This is a genomic window from Rhizobium sp. G187, assembly GCF_051549525.1.
In the GTDB taxonomy this organism is placed as follows: domain Bacteria; phylum Pseudomonadota; class Alphaproteobacteria; order Rhizobiales; family Rhizobiaceae; genus Allorhizobium.
In genome coordinates this window covers 952839-968137 of record NZ_JBPUGM010000001.1, presented here as the reverse complement: position 1 = coordinate 968137, position 15299 = coordinate 952839, and the positions used below count along the sequence as shown (strand labels likewise).

17 protein-coding genes are annotated in these 15299 nt (G+C 61.4%); 7 read left to right on the top strand and 10 right to left on the bottom strand.

Translation table 11 applies throughout. The annotated features are described in order from the left end of the window. Positions 1 to 233: 233 nt before the first annotated feature. Entirely contained in the window at positions 234 to 659 is a 426-nt protein-coding gene (locus ACSV9I_RS04685) for a hypothetical protein (protein ID WP_438327606.1), read from the top strand. Positions 660 to 753: 94 nt separating this feature from the next. Further along, the gene (locus ACSV9I_RS04680) at positions 754 to 1068 is read left to right on the top strand and encodes an HlyU family transcriptional regulator (RefSeq protein ID WP_438327604.1); all 315 of its coding nucleotides are present in this window, start codon (positions 754 to 756) and stop codon (positions 1066 to 1068) included. A 104-nt stretch (positions 1069 to 1172) separates the two neighbouring features. Here ACSV9I_RS04680 and ACSV9I_RS04675 read toward each other — a convergent pair whose 3' ends face one another. Next, positions 1173 to 1787, bottom strand: a complete 615-nt coding sequence (locus tag ACSV9I_RS04675; RefSeq protein WP_438327602.1) for an FMN-dependent NADH-azoreductase — start codon at positions 1785 to 1787, stop codon at positions 1173 to 1175. 135 nt (positions 1788 to 1922) lie between these two features. Between ACSV9I_RS04675 and ACSV9I_RS04670 the strand changes: the two genes are divergently transcribed. After that, positions 1923 to 2888, top strand: a complete 966-nt coding sequence (locus tag ACSV9I_RS04670; RefSeq protein ID WP_438327707.1) for a LysR family transcriptional regulator — start codon at positions 1923 to 1925, stop codon at positions 2886 to 2888. 46 nt (positions 2889 to 2934) lie between these two features. Here the strand turns inward: ACSV9I_RS04670 and ACSV9I_RS04665 are convergent, their stop codons facing one another. The 4 genes from ACSV9I_RS04665 to ACSV9I_RS04650 form a co-directional block, all read right to left on the bottom strand. Then, the gene (locus ACSV9I_RS04665; protein ID WP_438327601.1) at positions 2935 to 4956 is read right to left on the bottom strand and encodes a bifunctional 2',3'-cyclic-nucleotide 2'-phosphodiesterase/3'-nucleotidase; all 2022 of its coding nucleotides are present in this window, start codon (positions 4954 to 4956) and stop codon (positions 2935 to 2937) included. A gap of 106 nt (positions 4957 to 5062) precedes the next feature. After that, entirely contained in the window at positions 5063 to 5377 is a 315-nt protein-coding gene (locus tag ACSV9I_RS04660; RefSeq protein ID WP_438327600.1) for a hypothetical protein, read from the bottom strand. A 245-nt stretch (positions 5378 to 5622) separates the two neighbouring features. Continuing rightward, entirely contained in the window at positions 5623 to 5958 is a 336-nt protein-coding gene (locus tag ACSV9I_RS04655) for a PilZ domain-containing protein (RefSeq protein WP_438327598.1), read from the bottom strand. A gap of 106 nt (positions 5959 to 6064) precedes the next feature. Further along, positions 6065 to 6526: an Lrp/AsnC family transcriptional regulator gene (locus tag ACSV9I_RS04650; protein WP_054159994.1), complete on the bottom strand. Its 462-nt coding sequence runs from the start codon at positions 6524 to 6526 to the stop codon at positions 6065 to 6067. Between the two features lie 158 nt (positions 6527 to 6684). Between ACSV9I_RS04650 and ald the strand changes: the two genes are divergently transcribed. Continuing rightward, the gene (gene ald / locus ACSV9I_RS04645) at positions 6685 to 7803 is read left to right on the top strand and encodes an alanine dehydrogenase (RefSeq protein WP_054159993.1); all 1119 of its coding nucleotides are present in this window, start codon (positions 6685 to 6687) and stop codon (positions 7801 to 7803) included. 92 nt (positions 7804 to 7895) lie between these two features. Here ald and ACSV9I_RS04640 read toward each other — a convergent pair whose 3' ends face one another. Together ACSV9I_RS04640 and ACSV9I_RS04635 are read right to left on the bottom strand one after the other, a co-directional pair. Then, positions 7896 to 8480: an OmpA family protein gene (locus ACSV9I_RS04640; RefSeq protein WP_438327705.1), complete on the bottom strand. Its 585-nt coding sequence runs from the start codon at positions 8478 to 8480 to the stop codon at positions 7896 to 7898. Positions 8481 to 8561: 81 nt separating this feature from the next. Then, positions 8562 to 9044 carry a DUF1203 domain-containing protein gene (locus ACSV9I_RS04635; protein WP_438327594.1) on the bottom strand — a complete coding sequence of 161 codons (483 nt, stop codon included), beginning with the start codon at positions 9042 to 9044 and terminating at the stop codon, positions 8562 to 8564. 186 nt (positions 9045 to 9230) lie between these two features. On the opposite strand from ACSV9I_RS04635, the gene ACSV9I_RS04630 reads away from it, so the two are divergent. Next, positions 9231 to 10148 carry a DUF4344 domain-containing metallopeptidase gene (locus tag ACSV9I_RS04630; protein WP_438327592.1) on the top strand — a complete coding sequence of 306 codons (918 nt, stop codon included), beginning with the start codon at positions 9231 to 9233 and terminating at the stop codon, positions 10146 to 10148. Between the two features lie 138 nt (positions 10149 to 10286). Here the strand turns inward: ACSV9I_RS04630 and ACSV9I_RS04625 are convergent, their stop codons facing one another. Then, positions 10287 to 10970, bottom strand: coding sequence for an NUDIX hydrolase (locus ACSV9I_RS04625; RefSeq protein WP_438327591.1), 684 nt, complete (start codon positions 10968 to 10970; stop codon positions 10287 to 10289). 140 nt (positions 10971 to 11110) lie between these two features. Between ACSV9I_RS04625 and ACSV9I_RS04620 the strand changes: the two genes are divergently transcribed. Both ACSV9I_RS04620 and ACSV9I_RS04615 read left to right on the top strand, forming a co-directional pair. Further along, complete coding sequence (locus tag ACSV9I_RS04620) at positions 11111 to 12133, top strand: SPFH domain-containing protein (RefSeq protein WP_438327589.1); 1023 nt, start codon at positions 11111 to 11113, stop codon at positions 12131 to 12133. Beyond that, positions 12130 to 13065, top strand: a complete 936-nt coding sequence (locus ACSV9I_RS04615) for a sugar kinase (protein ID WP_438327587.1) — start codon at positions 12130 to 12132, stop codon at positions 13063 to 13065. Before ACSV9I_RS04620 ends, ACSV9I_RS04615 begins: the two co-directional genes overlap by 4 nt. 40 nt (positions 13066 to 13105) lie before the next feature. On the opposite strand, the gene sseA is transcribed toward ACSV9I_RS04615, so the two are convergent. Beyond that, positions 13106 to 14533, bottom strand: a complete 1428-nt coding sequence (sseA, locus tag ACSV9I_RS04610) for a 3-mercaptopyruvate sulfurtransferase (protein WP_438327585.1) — start codon at positions 14531 to 14533, stop codon at positions 13106 to 13108. Positions 14534 to 14554: 21 nt separating this feature from the next. Further along, positions 14555 to 15292 (bottom strand): alanyl-tRNA editing protein, encoded by a 738-nt coding sequence (locus tag ACSV9I_RS04605; protein WP_438327583.1) that lies wholly within the window; start codon positions 15290 to 15292, stop codon positions 14555 to 14557. Positions 15293 to 15299: the final 7 nt, after the last annotated feature.

Here is a 15299-nt window from a genome sequence, read left to right as displayed (position 1 = left end):
TCCTGTCGGCGCGTTCCGGGCGCGGGAGTCGAAGCCGTATCGCTCTGATTTTGCCTGCTCTTCCAGGCACTTCAGGCAGCAGGACACGGGCCTGCTCGATGTCGAAATTGAAACAGGCACCGGCCTGTTGACATCGCTATTTCAGTTGATACTCAAGTGATGCTGATGTTCCACACGGCATCGCTGGGTCGCGTTTCGCCATCGACGATCTTTCCTACTGCTCCGAGGTGAAAATGAAGCGTCTCATGCCAGGTCTGTCGAGGTCCGCGATTGCGGTCGTGGCTGCAATCTTTGGCCTCTTCGGCGGGCTGGCACTTGGCGCAGGAGTGGCACAGGCGGCAGCCTGCGAAGAGGCCCATGATCCATCGCCCGCCTCTCAGGACGCGACAGGCATCGCCTTCCACAACGATACACCCTTCGCCGCCCGTGTCTTCTGGATCGGCTTTGATGGCTTTCTTGAAGAATACGGTCTGCTACAGCCCGGGGAAAGTCTGCAATACGATACCTATATCGGCCATCAATGGATGGTGGAGCTCTATGCCTCCGAAGAGCGGACGGAATGCCTGGGCCCCATCGTCCCGCGCGATCGGGAGAGCTGTCAGGCCCGGATTCTCTGGGATGACGGCATCGGCATCGATGCGGGCTATTGCGATTTCTGAGGCGCCGCTGCTGTCCGGCTATGTGATGGCACACTGCGCGTGAACGCTGATGCCATGGCTTCCGCTCGGTGATGGGTCATGCTAGTGAGATTCCATGTCTATTTTGTCTCGCATCCTTTCGATCTTCACTGGCAGCGCTCCAAGTGCCGCCGAGGCTCCAGCCGCCGCGCAGTCCTACAAGGATTGTCGGATCCTTGCGCTTCCCATCGCCGAAGGCAGCCAATATCGCTTGGCGGGCCGGATCGAGCGGGAGATGGAGGGCCAGCTTCTCGAGCGCAGCTTCATCCGCGCCGATGTTTTCACGTCTCGCGACGATGCCGTTGAAGGGGCCTTCCGCAAGGCCCAGCAGATCATCGACCAGAACGGCGCGAGCCTGTTTTCGGACGGCGAGAGCAAACGCAGCGTCTGAGCCCATCTCCGCTCCGCCCTTGGCGACAATCGCGCATGAAAAAAAAAACGCCGACGGCAGGACCGTCGGCGTTTTTCGTCTGAGGCGGTGGATCAGATGAGCGGTCAGGCGGCGCGAGCCAGTTCCTCGGCCTTGGTATGGGCGGCAGCAACAGCCTTTTCGGCAGCTTCCGGACCGTAGGCGAGACCCTCGACATAGATCGTTTCGACAAGATCAATGCCCAGGAAGCCCAAAACGGTCTTCAGGTAGGGCTCTGCATGGTTCATGGCGGCAGCCGGACCGGAGGAGTAGACGCCGCCGGAAGCCAGTACGAGATAGGCCTTCTTGCCGGTCGCAAGGCCGACCGGGCCATTCTCGGTGTATTTGAAGGTCAGACCAGCGCGGGCAACGTGGTCGATCCAGGTCTTCAGCGAGGAATAGATGTTGAAGTTGATCAGACCAGTGCCGATGACGATCGTGTCGGCAGCCAGGAGTTCGGCGACCAGCGTGTCGGAGATCTCGGCAGCCTGCGCTTCTTCTGCAGTGCGCGTGTCGGCTGGCTTGCGGATAGCCGCGGTGAACGTGCCGTCAACGTGGGCGAGCGGGCTCTCGGCGAGGTCGCGATGAACGATGGTCGCGCCGCTCTGCGCCTTCAGCTTGTCGGCAAAGTTCTGGGCAACCGCGTTGGAGAGCGATTCCGAACCGCGCGGGCTGGACGTGATGAGAAGGATGGAGGACATGGAAGCAATCCTTGCGTGATGAACTTGTCGGCCCGGGAGTGGCCGGGACATCGATCTAGAGGGATGTTGTCATCAGTAAAATAGTGATAATCTAGATTGATCCTATCGAATAATTGGATGGCTAGACGGTTCCTCATGGATGCAAATCCCACACTCGACCAGTTGCAGGTCTTTCTTGCGGTCGCCGATGCCGGCAGCTTTTCGGCAGCGGCGCGCCAGCTCAATCGCGCCCAGTCAGTGGTCAGCTACACCATTGGAAACCTGGAAGGCCAACTCGGTGTCTCGCTGTTTGCCCGCAACGGCACCCGGCAATCCTTGCTGACCGATGCCGGCCGCGCCATGCTGAGCGACGCTCGGCGGATCGTCTCGGATCTGCAGGTCATGCGGGCCAAGGCGCACAGCATGGTGCAGGGCTTGGAGCCCGAGCTTTCGGTGGCGATCAGTGTCATGGTGCCGATGGGGGCGACGCTGTCGATCCTGCGGGACTTCCAGCAGCGGTTCCCGACGGTCTCCTTGCGCATCGAGGTTGGTGAACTCGGCCGGATCATGGAACTGGTCACCAATGGCCGCGCCTCGATCGGCATCGGCGGAGCCCTGCTGGAGCAGGAGGATTCGCTGACTGTCGACAAGATCGGCCACAATTTCCTGCTGCCGGCCGCTGCGGCCGATCATCCGCTGGCGAAACTCGGCAGGACACTGACGCTCGCCGATGTGCGTGAAGAAACGCAGATCGTCGTCAGCGACGCGTCGAATCTGACGGCAGGTCGGGATTTCAACGTGCTCTCCTACAAGACCTGGCGGGTCAGCGACATGGCCACCAAGCATCAATTGATCAGGGGCGGTCTCGGCTGGGGTGGGCTGCCCGCGTCAGTGCTCCGCGAGGACCTGCGCAAGGGGCGGATCGTGCATCTCGATGTTCCCGCCTATGAGCAGGGATCCTACACGCTTTATGCTATCCGCAAGACGGCGACCCCGCCGGGTCCGGCCGCAGCCTGGTTGATCGAGGCGTTCCGGGACAAGCTTTCCAACTGCCCCGCGCCTGACTCGAACATGTCTTTCTCACCTCAACTTATAATGGAGAAAGTGGCCGCAAGCCTCTGATAGTTATGGAAAATGGCTCGCGACGAATCGCGAGCCATATTGAGGTTCAGAGTTGAATGCGGAAGCTCGCAAAACCGTCGCGGCTTTCGCCGGCGTCTTCCATTTTCACCGAGGTGATCGCGGACAGGTACGCCCGCGCCTTGGGACCGGTCTCGAAGAGGACGCTGGTGTCGCCGATCGGGGCGAAAGACCAGTTGCCATCTGCAGACGGGCTGATCGTGCCCTGTTCGACGATATAGCGGACGATGATGTCGCGATTGGTGTCGGGGCCGACGAAGACAACTTTGTCTGAGGCGATCTCGGGGAATTTGCCGCCGCCACCGGCGCGGTAATTGTTGGTTGCGACGACAAAGCGCTGTCCCGGATCGATCGGCTTGCCGTTGTATTGGAGATCGAGGATGCGGCTCGATTCCGCATGCGCGACCTCTCCATCCTTGCCATAGCGAGCAGGCTTTGTCAGATCGATCCTGTAGCTGACGCCGTCGATCACATCGAAATTGTAGGATGGGAAATCGGGATTGAGCAGAACTGCATCCTTCGCGCCCTTTTCGATTTGGTTGAACATACCGGCCGACATTTCCAACCAGTTCTTCACCTGCTCGCCCGTGATCACGACGGCCTGAATAGTGTTGGGGTAAAGATAGAGGTCGGCGACATTCCGGATCGCGATATCGCCGGCTGGAACATCGGTGAAGTAGTCGGGGCCACCCCGGCCGCCGGCCTTGAATGGTGCTGCGGCCGACAGGATGGGGAGATCCTTGTACTCGCCGGCTTTCAGCATCTCGCGGATATACCAGGTCTGGGCATTGGAGACGAGCTGCAGCGACGGATCGTCTGCAACGAGCGCGAAATAGGAATAGAGCGGCGCGTCGGTTTTGCCGACAGGCGTGCGCACATAATCCAGTGTTGCCTGATGCTCGGTCGTGATGGCCGTAACGACCTCCGACTTGTCCTTGGCATCGGCGACGATCTTGCGGTCGTCACCGCGATGATAGATCGGCCGGGCCTCGCAGGTGAAGTCAACGATCTTCCAGCGCTGACCGTCCTTTTCGATCAGAAGATCGATCAGGCCCATATGCGAGCCCCAGAAGCCAGCCATGACGGCGGGTTTGCCGAGCAACGTGCCCTTGGTGGCATCGGCGCCGGGCACGTTTTCGAAATCCTTCGGGCCAGGAAAGACCAGATGCTGGTGTCCGGTGAAGATTGCATCAATGCCTTCGATGCCGGCGAGGTAAAGGGCCGCATTTTCCATGCCTTCGCGTTCGCCGCTGCCGTCGATGCCGGAATGGGAAAGCGCCACGATGATGTCGGCGCCTTCCTCCTTCATCTGGGGTACGAAGGCGCGGGCGGCCTGCAGGATGTCGCGGGTCTGGGCCTTGCCCTCCAGGTTCTTCGCGTCCCAGAGCATGATCTGCGGCGGCACGAAGCCGATGAAGCCGATCTTGATCGGGCTTTGCGCACCTGCACCATCGGTGATCATCCGCTCCAGGATGACATAAGGTTTGAAGAAGAGCGGATCCTGTTTTGGGTCGGCCGCCAGCATGCCTTTGCTCAGGTTGGCGCAGACGAAGGGAAACTGCGCGCCGCCCAGCGTGTTGAACATGAAGTCGAGGCCGTAGTTGAATTCGTGATTGCCGAGCGTGCCGCAATCATAGCCGAGCACGTTCATCGCCTTGATCACCGGATGCACGTCGCCGGCCTTCATGCCTTTCTGATAGGCCATGTAGTCGCCCATCGGATTGCCCTGCAGGAAATCGCCATTATCGATCAGCATGGAATTGCCGGCCTCGGCCCGAATGGCGTCGATCAGGCTCGCAGTCCGGGCAAGACCCATCGTGTCATTCGGCTTGTCGGCGTAATAGTCGTAGGGCATCACGTTGACATGGATGTCCGTGGTTTCCATCAGTCTCAGATGCGCCTGGTTGGCGGCGGCCCGGGCCGCGAAGGGATGCAGCGTCACGAGTGCTGCAGTCGCCGCGATGCCGCCGAGCAGGGCGCGGCGGGAGAGCGGTGTGGAAAGGGCAGGGGTAAGCACTGAGGAAAATGGCGAAGGCCGATGCAATGTCATGAAACACTCCCGAACGGTTCGGTTCTAAAACCGGGCCAGCTTAATCGCAAAGCCGAGAGTTGCATCCTCAAAATGACGGTTGTGTGATGGTGTGCGCCGGCCGCAACTAGAGTGGTGGCAATCCCGTGCCGCTGAGGAGTTGCGCGATGGCGGCATTGGGCGCCAGCATATTGACGGTCATCGTCCGGTCGACAACGGAGGAGAGCCGGATATCCAGCCGACCGAACTCTGCGCATTGGAGGTAGATTTCCGCATCATTGGGCAGCGACAGTGGTGCGGGCAGATCGAGGACAAGCATCGTCTGGCCGATCTCTCGAATCCGGACGGAATATTGCCGTGCGCTATAGGTGAGCATGGCCCGGATATGGCAGGGCATGCGGAGCATGGCGGCACTGGAGTGCCGTGAGCTTTCTGCGGTCATAGAATTGCGTTCCGTCAATTGCGGCGTCATGCGTGACGCCACAATCCCGGCAATCCGTTAAATCCGTCTTGGCGAATTCGTTAAGATGCCGCGTATCATGGAAACGCGTTGTGTATCTCTGTAGATTTCCAGGCTGACATCCATTGGATACCATGCGCTGGAGGGCTGGTTATGGAGGGCAGCGGGAGGCGCCGCTTGAGATCGGGGGGATGCGAAAGCGCCGAATCAGCGCGATTTTCACGCTGTCATCGATGAAGGACGGGCCTGTATTCGCGGTGGAAGTTGCGGAAATAGGCGTCGACCTTGGCCGCAGCATTGCTGTTGGGACGGAACATGATGCCGAGTCTGCCGCTGTAATTCCAGCGAACGAGACCTTCCAGAAGTCCGATCTCGTCGGTTTCGATGGCCACTGTGCTCCCGGGGCCGGCATTCAGCTTGGTCGACAGCTCGATTGCCAGACCCGTCCGCGAGATGTCGATAATCCGCCCGGCGGCTTCCTGCTGGAAATACCGAACCTTGGTTGCAATGCGGCAACGGCTGCGGGGAGCCTTGCGAACATCCATTTCGAGAGTCTTGGCCATTCCTGTCGTCCTGATAGAGGTCAATATGACGTAACATCAACAGTTATAGCAGGGACATGTAAGAGCCGGCTGAATCCAGTCATTACAATTTTGCCCGATTGCGACGTCAAAGTCCCACATTAGGACGCTCAATGATCTCTCGCAGCGCAAAGCTCGAATTGATTTTGACCACATGGGGCAGGGCCGACAGCCAGTCGCGGTGAATGCGCTCGTAGTCTTCCAGATCCTTGGCGGCCACCCGCAGGATGTAATCATACTCGCCCGACATCAAATAGCAGACCAGGACATTGGGGCAGCGCTTCACCGCAGCCTCGAATTCGGTCAGTGTTTTGGCGAACTGGCCTGACAAGGAGATGTGGACGATGACCATCATCTTGTAGTCGATCGCCTTGTGCGAAAGCCTGGCGTGATAGCCGCTGATGACGCCCGCCTTTTCCAGCATGTCATGCCGTCGCGAGCAGGCCGACGGCGAGAGGCCGACCGTCTCCGCAAGCTCGGCATTGGTCATCCGCGCATTTTCCTGCAGCGCCCTCAGGATGGCACGATCAATGGCATCGAGTTCCGCCATTCGTAGCTTTCTCCGTTCAATGCGTTGTTGACGCAATATTCTGCGAAATTTCTGCGTCTGCCTCCTTCACTTTGCAAGGACATTCTGCGCGATCGATGGTTCAATTTCACCATCTCAATCCACAAGCGGCCAAGGCCCATATAAGAGAGGAACGCTGAATGCGTGTCGGTTGCCCGAAGGAAATCAAGAACCACGAATATCGTGTCGGTCTGACCCCCGGCGCGGTCAGGGAATATGTGGCGCATGGCCACGAGGTCCTGATCGAGACGGGAGCAGGTTCGGGCATCGGCGCCGATGACGGCGCATACAGGGCTGCAGGCGCGAAGATCGCCGCCTCTGCCAAGGACGTGTTCGAACAGTCCGACATGATCGTCAAGGTCAAGGAACCGCAGCCCTCCGAATGGGCGCAGCTGCGCGACGGTCAGCTTCTCTATACCTATCTCCATCTGGCCCCGGATCCGGAACAGACCAAGGGCCTGATCGCATCCGGCGTGACCGCGATTGCCTATGAGACCGTCACCGACGAGCGCGGCGGCCTGCCGTTGCTGGCGCCGATGTCCGAAGTTGCCGGCCGCCTTGCCATCCAGGCGGGGGCAACTGCGCTCCAGAAGGCCCATGGCGGCCGCGGCATCCTGCTCGGTGGTGTCCCGGGCGTGCTGCCGGCCAAGGTCACTGTGATCGGCGGCGGTGTCGTCGGCCTGCATGCTGCCAAAATGGCCGTTGGCCTCGGCGCAGACGTCACGATTCTCGATCGCTCCCTGCCACGCCTGCGCCAGCTGGACGACATCTTCGGCGGCCGCGTTCATACCGTCTATTCGACCATCGACGCGCTGGAGCAGGAAGTCTTCTCAGCCGATCTCGTCATCGGCGCTGTGCTGATCCCGGGGGCTGCCGCACCGAAGCTGGTCACCCGCGAAATGCTTTCTGGCATGAAGAAGGGCGCTGTGATCGTCGACGTTGCCATCGACCAGGGCGGCTGCTTTGAAACCTCGCATGCCACCACGCATTCCGACCCGACCTATGAAGTTGACGGCATCGTGCATTACTGCGTCGCCAACATGCCGGGTGCGGTTCCGGTGACTTCGGCTCATGCGCTCAACAATGCAACGCTGGTCCATGGTCTGGCGCTCGCCGATCGCGGTCTGCGCGCCATCGCCGAGGACCGCCATCTGCGCAACGGCCTCAACGTCCACAAAGGCCGCGTGACCAATATGCCGGTTGCCGAGGCGCTCGGATACGAAGCCGTGGCACCGGAAAAGGCGCTCGCCGTCGCCTGAAACGCGCGAGGCTGAAAAACCGGAAAGGCGCCCCTGCCATGGCGGGGGCGCCTTCTTTTAGAGCGCCTTCGAAGAGGCGTGCGGCTCGCGCCTCAGCGAACAAAATCGTCGATGCGGCGCAGGGTGACCCGGCGATTGCGCCATTCGTCCCGCTCTGTCGGCACGAGCAGATAGTCTTCGCCGTAGCCGACCGTATCCAGCACGCGCGCCGGCAATCCGAATTCGCGGACCAGCACCTGTTTCAAGGAGGTGGCGCGGCGGTCCGAGAGGATCTGGTTGGAATAGGCGGAGCCGACGGCATCTGTGTGCCCCTCGATCAGGAAACGCACCGCGCGTCGGCGACGCAAGATACGCTCCATGGCGCCGGCGATCTGGCGCACCTTGCGATATTCCGAGCGCGGGATCTCTGCCGAGCCCGTGGCAAAATTGATTGCCTGGATGTCGATCGAGGGGGCCGCGCGGCGCAGCTCCGGCCGACGCTTGAACTCGTCGATCGTCACCCGGTTCTGCGGCGCGACCTGACGCTGCGGGGCCGCATCGAGACGGCGAAGGATCATCTCCTCGCTCGGGGCCTCCTGCGCCATGGCAGCACCCGGCATGATGAAATCGAGCGGCACGACGCTCGGCAGGATGGCAGCGGCCCCGAATGCGAGGAGAAATTGGCGTCTGTCCATGATGTGCCCTCCGGTTTCTGGTTCGATCGGAGGAGCTTTGCACGGGGAAGGTGAATTGCAACTGAACCACGCGTTGGTGCGGGTTCAGGGGGGTGCCGGGTTCCGGTCGACGCGGCACTGGTAGCAATTGTTGCGGGCCGATCGGATATGCAGGTAAGCGATCCGCGGATCGGTGAAAAGGGCTTCGGCCCGCGCCGGTATGGCTTCCGTCGCGACCACGCCGCCGCTGCCATAGACGATGCGATGATCCTCGCCATAGCCGCGCACGATATAATCCGGACTGACGAGCATGGGCGGCAAGATTTCCAGCGCCTGATAGCGCGGGCAAATCTCGGCATGCAGAAAGATCGGTCCGGTCTCGGCATAAGGCTGGAGTTCGGGGAAGGGGCGATAGGCGAGCGTCAGGTAGGCCTCGCCCTTGGCAATCTCGTCCAGGCAATGGCGGCACGGATAGCCGCCGGGCGAGAGGCGTCTTTCCGGTGCCAGGCTATAGGCGTCGAGACCGCCATTGCGAAGGGCCTCGGCGTCGTCGGAGGGCATGGCGTGGAATTGGATCGGTCGTGTCATTGGCGGGCCTCGGGCTGTGAGAGGGGGAACGTCTCGGCAGACTGGCGCGCCAACCACGCGACCGCCACCCGTTTCCTGCGCAGCAATGTCCTTGTATCCCGACCGCAAAACCAAAAATGGCGATTCCGGTCGCTTAACCTCTCCTCTACATAATGGGCGCATCCAATTGGGGTTAGGGGCTCACACATGGTTTCATTCAAGTCCGCTGCCGCAGCCGTGCTCGCAACGCTTGCGGCCTCAGCCTTTACGCCTGTCTCATCCGCCACGGCCGCCGAACTGACGGCGGAACAGGTTGAGGAAGGGCAGCGGTTTGTCGTCAACAATGCGATTTTCATCCTGTTCCACGAGGCAGGCCACATGCTGGTCTCCGAACTCAATTTGCCTGTGCTGGGGCGCGAGGAGGATGCGGTTGATGCGCTGTCTTCTGTGCTCTTGCTCGGCGCCGAGGACGAGGAGTTGAACACCACAATCCAGGACGCCGCCGATGGCTGGTTCCTGATTGATGAGGCCAAGGAGGACGGGCCGCAGGAAGACGATTTTATGGGCACCCACGGCCTCGACCGGCAGCGGGCCTATAGCATCGTCTGCATGATGACGGGCGCCAATGCGGAATTCTTCAAGACCTTTGCCGATTCGCTCGACTTCCCCGAAGAGCGTCGCCAGGAATGCGTCTTCGAATACCAGAAGACCCGTGAAAGCTGGATGAGCCTGCTGGCGGCCAATATGAAGGAAGGCCAGAAGACCGCGTTTACCGTGACCTACGAGCCGGCCGGCAATGCCGACCTGCAGGGCTTTGCCGATCTCCTGAAGTCGGCATCCGTTCTGGAGACGATCGCCACCGTGTTTGGCGAAGGCTATAACCTGAAGGGTGGCATCAAGCTGACCGGCAAGACCTGCGGCACCGAGAATGCCTTCTGGAGCGCCCAGGATCGCGAGATCACATTCTGCTACGAAATGGCAGCCTTCCACGCCGGCCTGATCAGCACCTGGTTCGAAAACCAGGAGCAGGAAGCGGCAGCCGAAGACAATGGCACCGAGACTGAAGACGATGCGGCAGATCAGGCGCAAGGTGGCCTGGGCGCCGTCAAGTTGAAGTCGAAGTGAGGTAAGCCACTCCCGACGCCCGCGAGCGGCTGTCGTGCCAAAGCCTTTGCGCATGAACGGAGGTGCGGGAAGGCTCTCGCTCTTTGGTTTCGAGCACGTCCCGAGGCAAGACCGCTCCGCACATGTGCTGGAATGGCTTCAGAGCACCCGGTTGAACAGGACGGCGCGTGCCTCGTCCTTCAGCCGGTACACCTGTGGCGGTCGGTGGCTGGCGGCGCGTTTGACGCCTTCGACGGGCGTGACGAAATCGGCTTCCGCCATGCGTTTCCGAAATGCGGACTTGTCGAGCGGTCGCCCGATCAGGTTCTCGTAGATCGCCTGCAGTTCCGGCAGCGTGAAATGCTCGGGCAGCAGATGGGCGGGCAGGGAACTGTATTCCACCTTGTCGCGCAATCGGCGGATCGCGGCGTCCAGGATCCGGGCGTGATCAAAGGCGAGCGGCTCGGGCAGGGCCGTCTCGTCTGCTGGCACCCAGTGCAGCCGGTCGCCCTCCTGCTGCGTGATCTCCGCCACTTCATCCGCGGGCCGGATCAATGCCATATAGGCAATGCTCACCGACCAGCCGCGTGGGTCGCGTGCCATGTCGCCGAAGCTTGCCACCTGCTCCAGATAGGGGGTCTCGACCCCGGTCTTGTCACGCAAGACTCGACGGGCCGCATCCTCCAAGGTGCCATCCTCCTGGCCGTGCACATAGCCGCCGGGGAGTGCCAGAGATCCGGCAAAGGGCTCGGCATCACGGCGGACCAGCGCGCAGTGCAGCGCTCCGTTGAGCAGACGGAAGATGGCGACATCCACCGTCACGGCGAGTTGGGGATAGGTCATGACGCAGTCTCCTTCGCCTCCTTCATAGCGCCGCAGCACCTTAGTTGAAAGTGAAAACTAACTTAGTTGACAAAATCAACGAAGGTGGATAGTTCAATGGCTGTGGCCGATCGGGCCGCAGGCAGGCGAAGGAGAATGCGATGTTCGGAGTAAGATACCTGAAGGCGATGCCGACCCAGTTCGTCATCCAGCACAAGGCTGGCAAGGTTTTCCGAAAGGGGCCTGGCCTGTCGTTGTGGTACTATGAGCCGGTCAGCTCGATTGCCATTCTCCCGACCGGCACGGCGCATGCACCCTTCATGTTCGAGGAAACGACCTCGGACTTCCAGGAGGTGACGATCCAGGGGCAGACGACCTATCGCATTGTCGATCCGGAGCGGACGGCCGAGATGCTGAACTTCACCGTTAATCGGCGTGGCGCCTATGTCTCTGACGATCCTGATAGCATCGAACTGCTTCTCAGCGAGCAGGTGCAGGTGGCAATCCGGGCAGCCCTTCGCGGGTTGAACCTGCGGGCGGCTCTTGGCGCTGGCGAAGGCTTGGTCGACGGCCTTCTGGCAAGCCTGAAACAAAGCGGCGCCATCGGCTCGCTCGGCATTGATGTCGTGGGTCTCTCGATCCTGGCCATCCGCCCGAAGCCGGAGACCGCCCGCGCCCTGGAAGCCGAGACTCGCGAGCAGCTGCTGAAGACGGCGGACGAGGCCATCTATGCGCGACGCAATGCGGCCATCGAGCAGGAGCGGTCGATCCGGGAGAACGAGCTTGCCACCGAAGTGGCGGTGGAAAACAAGAAACGCCAGGTGCGTGAAGCGGCCATGGATGCCGAGCGCGCCGTGCTTGAGCGCCGGATCGACATCGAGCGCGCCGAGATGGCCGCCCAGATCGCCCGCGAGGCACAGAACCGTGACCTCGTCGAACTGGCAACCGCCAACCAGCGCGCCGAAGCCGATGCCAAGGCCTATGGCATTGACCGGATGATGAAGGCCTTCGAGGGGGCCGAGCCGAAACTTCTGCAGGCGCTTGCCTCTGTCGGCATGAACCCGCAGCAGCTGATGGCGCTCGCCTTCCGCGATCTCGCCGACAATGCGGGCAAGATCGGCCAGCTGAACATGTCGCCAGACCTTCTGCGCGAGATGATGCAGGCACCGGAGCGCCGGAGATGAGCAAGGACACCGACCGCAAGGCTGTCCTGGTGGTCAGGGAGACGCGGCTGGAGGAACTCACCCGCCGCTTCAACACCCGCCAGCAGGCGCGCTTTTACCTTGAGCATCTCGGCGCCGACTACGGTGACTATCTCACTGAGCATGAACACTATGCCCAGGCCGTTGCCGAGGCAGAGGCCGCACTTCGCCAGCGGCTGCGGGTCCAGAAGCTCGATCGGCGCTACCTGCCCAATTTCGTCTTTGGCGGGGACGATATCGTCGTCGTGCTCGGCCAGGACGGACTGGTGGCCAATACGCTGAAATATCTCGACGGGCAGCCGGTCATCGGCGTCAATCCTGATCCTGCGCGCTGGGACGGCGTATTGCTGCCATTCGTGCCCAAGGATCTCGGACGCCTGATGCCGGACCTGCTGGCCGGCAGACGGATGCTGGATACGGTGACCATGGCCGAGGCGCGGCTGAACAACGGCGCTTCGCTGCTGGCCGTCAACGATCTCTTCATTGGCCCGAAGAGTCATGTCTCTGCGCGCTATGTGCTGACCCTGGGGGAGCGATCCGAGCGCCAGTCTTCCAGCGGTATCATCGTCTCGACCGGCCTTGGCTCGACCGGCTGGCTGCGCAGCATCTATGCGGGCATGGCAGCCGGTCTGTCGGAACTTGGCGGGCTGGACGGCGACCTGCCGGATGGTGCCTTTGCCCGCAATGCCCCTGAACTGCACTTCACCGTGCGTGAGCCCTTTCCGAGCCGCACGACCCGAGCCTCGCTCGTGCTCGGCCGCTTCGGTTCCGATGGGCCGCTCGAAATCCTCTCCGAAATGCCGGAGAACGGTGTTATCTTCAGCGACGGGATCGAGGCTGACTATCTCGAGTTCAACAGCGGCACGCGCGCAACCATCGGCATTGCGCAACGTGAAGGCATTCTCGTAACGTGATGCCTGGATGCCTTATCATTCCGCTCGTATGAGGACGGCTCTACAGGCTGCCACGCACCACGAGCGCCGTGAGTTCCGCCTCGCTGATCGGGTCGACGAGCGCATTATAGGTCGAGACCGGCGAGAAGCCGAACTGCTGGTAAAGCTGCAGCGCGCGGGGATGATCGAGCGAATTGGTCGTGACTGTGACCTTCTTCGGATTGGTGGCCCAGGCCGCATAGAGACATTGCAGCAGGAACCACTTGCCGATGCCAAGGCCGAGCGCATGCTCGAAGAGGCCGAAATAGGAGAGCTCGACGAGATCGTCCGTCTCCTGCGATAGCTCGAAGAAGCCGGCCGGTGCACCGTTGACGTAGAGCACCGAGATCGACACTTTCGGCGCATGGATGAGCGCCTTCAGTTGGGCATCCGGCAGGCGCAGACGCTCATACCAATGCCAGCGCGCACCAACCTGGCGGTGCAGGAAGCGATAGAAGGACAGCGGGATTTCATGCGTGCGCATGATCGCCGTCTGAATATTGACCGGCACCGGCAGGCTCGACTTTGGCGGCGCGGTCATTTCGAGCTTCGTCACATGTGCCGTGAGCGGGCCGGAGGTTTTCGACGCGAGTTGATCGGCCGCGCCTGTCGCCACCGGCGTGTCGGTCTTGGACCCCCATTCCGACCAGGAGCCGTCATAGAGCGAATTGTCGGTATGGCCGAGGCTTTCCAGTGCCAGCGTCACGACCGCTGCCGTCACGCCCGAGCCGCAACTTGTGACCACCGGATTGTTGAGGTCGATGCCGGCGCTGGTGAAGATCGAGCGCAGCGTGGCGAGATCCTTCAGGCGGCCGTTTTCCGACAGCGAGGCGGCCGGCACGCTGCGTGCGGCCGGCATATGGCCCGAGCGCATGCCGGCGCGGGGTTCCGGCTCCTCGCCGGTAAAGCGGCCAGCAGGACGCGCATCGGCAATCTGCTTTTCGCCACTGTCGGCAATTGCCGACATCTGATCGAAGGACGTGAGTTTTGCCCGGTCGAACTTTGCTTCGAAGGTGACAGGCGCCGGTTCCGGCAGGTCGGTTTCAACAGGGCGGCCTTCCGCCTTCCAGCCGTCGAAGCCGCCATCGAGGACATAGACGCGGCGCGCCCCCATGACGCGGAACATCCACCAGACGCGGGGCGCGGAGAAGAAGCCGGGGCCGTCATAGACGACAATCGTATCCTCGGCGGAAATGCCGAGCTGACCGACGGCCTGGGCAAAGAAGGCCGGCGAGGGCAGCGAATGGGGAAGGCCGGTTGTCGTATCGGCAATCACGTCCTGGTCGAAAAACACGGCACCGGGAATGTGGCCGCTTGCATATTCGACCGCGCCGTTGCGGCCTTGGGACGGCAGATACCATGAGGCGTCGACAAGCTTGAATTCGGGAGATCCGAGGTTCTTTTCGACCCAATCCGCCGACACGACGAAACGGCTTTTCTCACCGGACATGCACTTCTCCCGTATCTTCTATCAGGCAGAAGCGTCCGGGGCTCCAAAGCGAATGCGGAACCGGCGGTTCTCCTTGCCCTTCTTTTCAATCTTGGCGATATGAATCGCGCCGACCTCCTGGGTCTCGGAAACATGTGTGCCCCCGCAGGGCTGGCTGTCAACGGCGGAGTTTTCCCCGATGCAGACAAGGCTAACGCGGCCGAGGCCGACGGGCGGGCGGACATTCTTCGACTTGACGATTCCCGGATTGGCCGCGAGCTGTTCGTCGGTGATCCACTGTAGATAAACGGGATGGTTTTCGCCGACGAGTTTCATCAGGTCTGCCGTCACCTGATCCTTGTCAATCGTCTCCGACATGTCGAAATCGACGCGGCTCTCCTCCTCGCCAACGGCAGCCCCGGTGATCGGATAGGGGCAGACGACGGAGAGAAGATGGCAGGCGGTGTGCATGCGCATCAGCTTGTAGCGGCGTGGCCAGTCGACATGCAGCACGAGTTTTTCGCCAAGTGAGGGCAGGGGCTCGCCATCGGCCGGACGGTGGAGGATCACATCCTTGCTGGCCCCATGGCGGGTTTCGGAAAGCTGGATGCGGCTGCCATCCTCGCGCTCGAAGAAACCGGTATCGCCGGGCTGGCCGCCGGACGCGGCATAAAAGCAGGTCTGGTCGAGCTCGATCGCGCCATCCTCATGCACCGCTGTGACCACCGCCTCCGCTGTCGCCAGATAGAAATCGTCGCGGTAAAGGGCGATGGTGGTCATGGCAATG

What these genes read in the sequence shown, in the direction of transcription:
- ACSV9I_RS04685 (WP_438327606.1), top strand. Translation starts at nt 234, where the DNA reads ATGAAGCGTCTCATGCCAGGTCTGTCGAGGTCCGCGATTGCGGTCGTG.
- ACSV9I_RS04675 (WP_438327602.1), bottom strand. Translation starts at nt 1,787, where the DNA reads ATGTCCTCCATCCTTCTCATCACGTCCAGCCCGCGCGGTTCGGAATCG.
- ACSV9I_RS04635 (WP_438327594.1), bottom strand. Translation starts at nt 9,044, where the DNA reads ATGACACGACCGATCCAATTCCACGCCATGCCCTCCGACGACGCCGAG.
- ACSV9I_RS04680 (WP_438327604.1), top strand. Translation starts at nt 754, where the DNA reads ATGTCTATTTTGTCTCGCATCCTTTCGATCTTCACTGGCAGCGCTCCA.
- ACSV9I_RS04660 (WP_438327600.1), bottom strand. Translation starts at nt 5,377, where the DNA reads ATGACCGCAGAAAGCTCACGGCACTCCAGTGCCGCCATGCTCCGCATG.
- ACSV9I_RS04620 (WP_438327589.1), top strand. Translation starts at nt 11,111, where the DNA reads ATGTTCGGAGTAAGATACCTGAAGGCGATGCCGACCCAGTTCGTCATC.
- ACSV9I_RS04650 (WP_054159994.1), bottom strand. Translation starts at nt 6,526, where the DNA reads ATGGCGGAACTCGATGCCATTGATCGTGCCATCCTGAGGGCGCTGCAG.
- ACSV9I_RS04665 (WP_438327601.1), bottom strand. Translation starts at nt 4,956, where the DNA reads ATGACATTGCATCGGCCTTCGCCATTTTCCTCAGTGCTTACCCCTGCC.
- ald (WP_054159993.1), top strand. Translation starts at nt 6,685, where the DNA reads ATGCGTGTCGGTTGCCCGAAGGAAATCAAGAACCACGAATATCGTGTC.
- ACSV9I_RS04605 (WP_438327583.1), bottom strand. Translation starts at nt 15,292, where the DNA reads ATGACCACCATCGCCCTTTACCGCGACGATTTCTATCTGGCGACAGCG.
- ACSV9I_RS04625 (WP_438327591.1), bottom strand. Translation starts at nt 10,970, where the DNA reads ATGACCTATCCCCAACTCGCCGTGACGGTGGATGTCGCCATCTTCCGT.
- ACSV9I_RS04615 (WP_438327587.1), top strand. Translation starts at nt 12,130, where the DNA reads ATGAGCAAGGACACCGACCGCAAGGCTGTCCTGGTGGTCAGGGAGACG.
- sseA (WP_438327585.1), bottom strand. Translation starts at nt 14,533, where the DNA reads ATGTCCGGTGAGAAAAGCCGTTTCGTCGTGTCGGCGGATTGGGTCGAA.
- ACSV9I_RS04670 (WP_438327707.1), top strand. Translation starts at nt 1,923, where the DNA reads ATGGATGCAAATCCCACACTCGACCAGTTGCAGGTCTTTCTTGCGGTC.
- ACSV9I_RS04630 (WP_438327592.1), top strand. Translation starts at nt 9,231, where the DNA reads ATGGTTTCATTCAAGTCCGCTGCCGCAGCCGTGCTCGCAACGCTTGCG.
- ACSV9I_RS04655 (WP_438327598.1), bottom strand. Translation starts at nt 5,958, where the DNA reads ATGGCCAAGACTCTCGAAATGGATGTTCGCAAGGCTCCCCGCAGCCGT.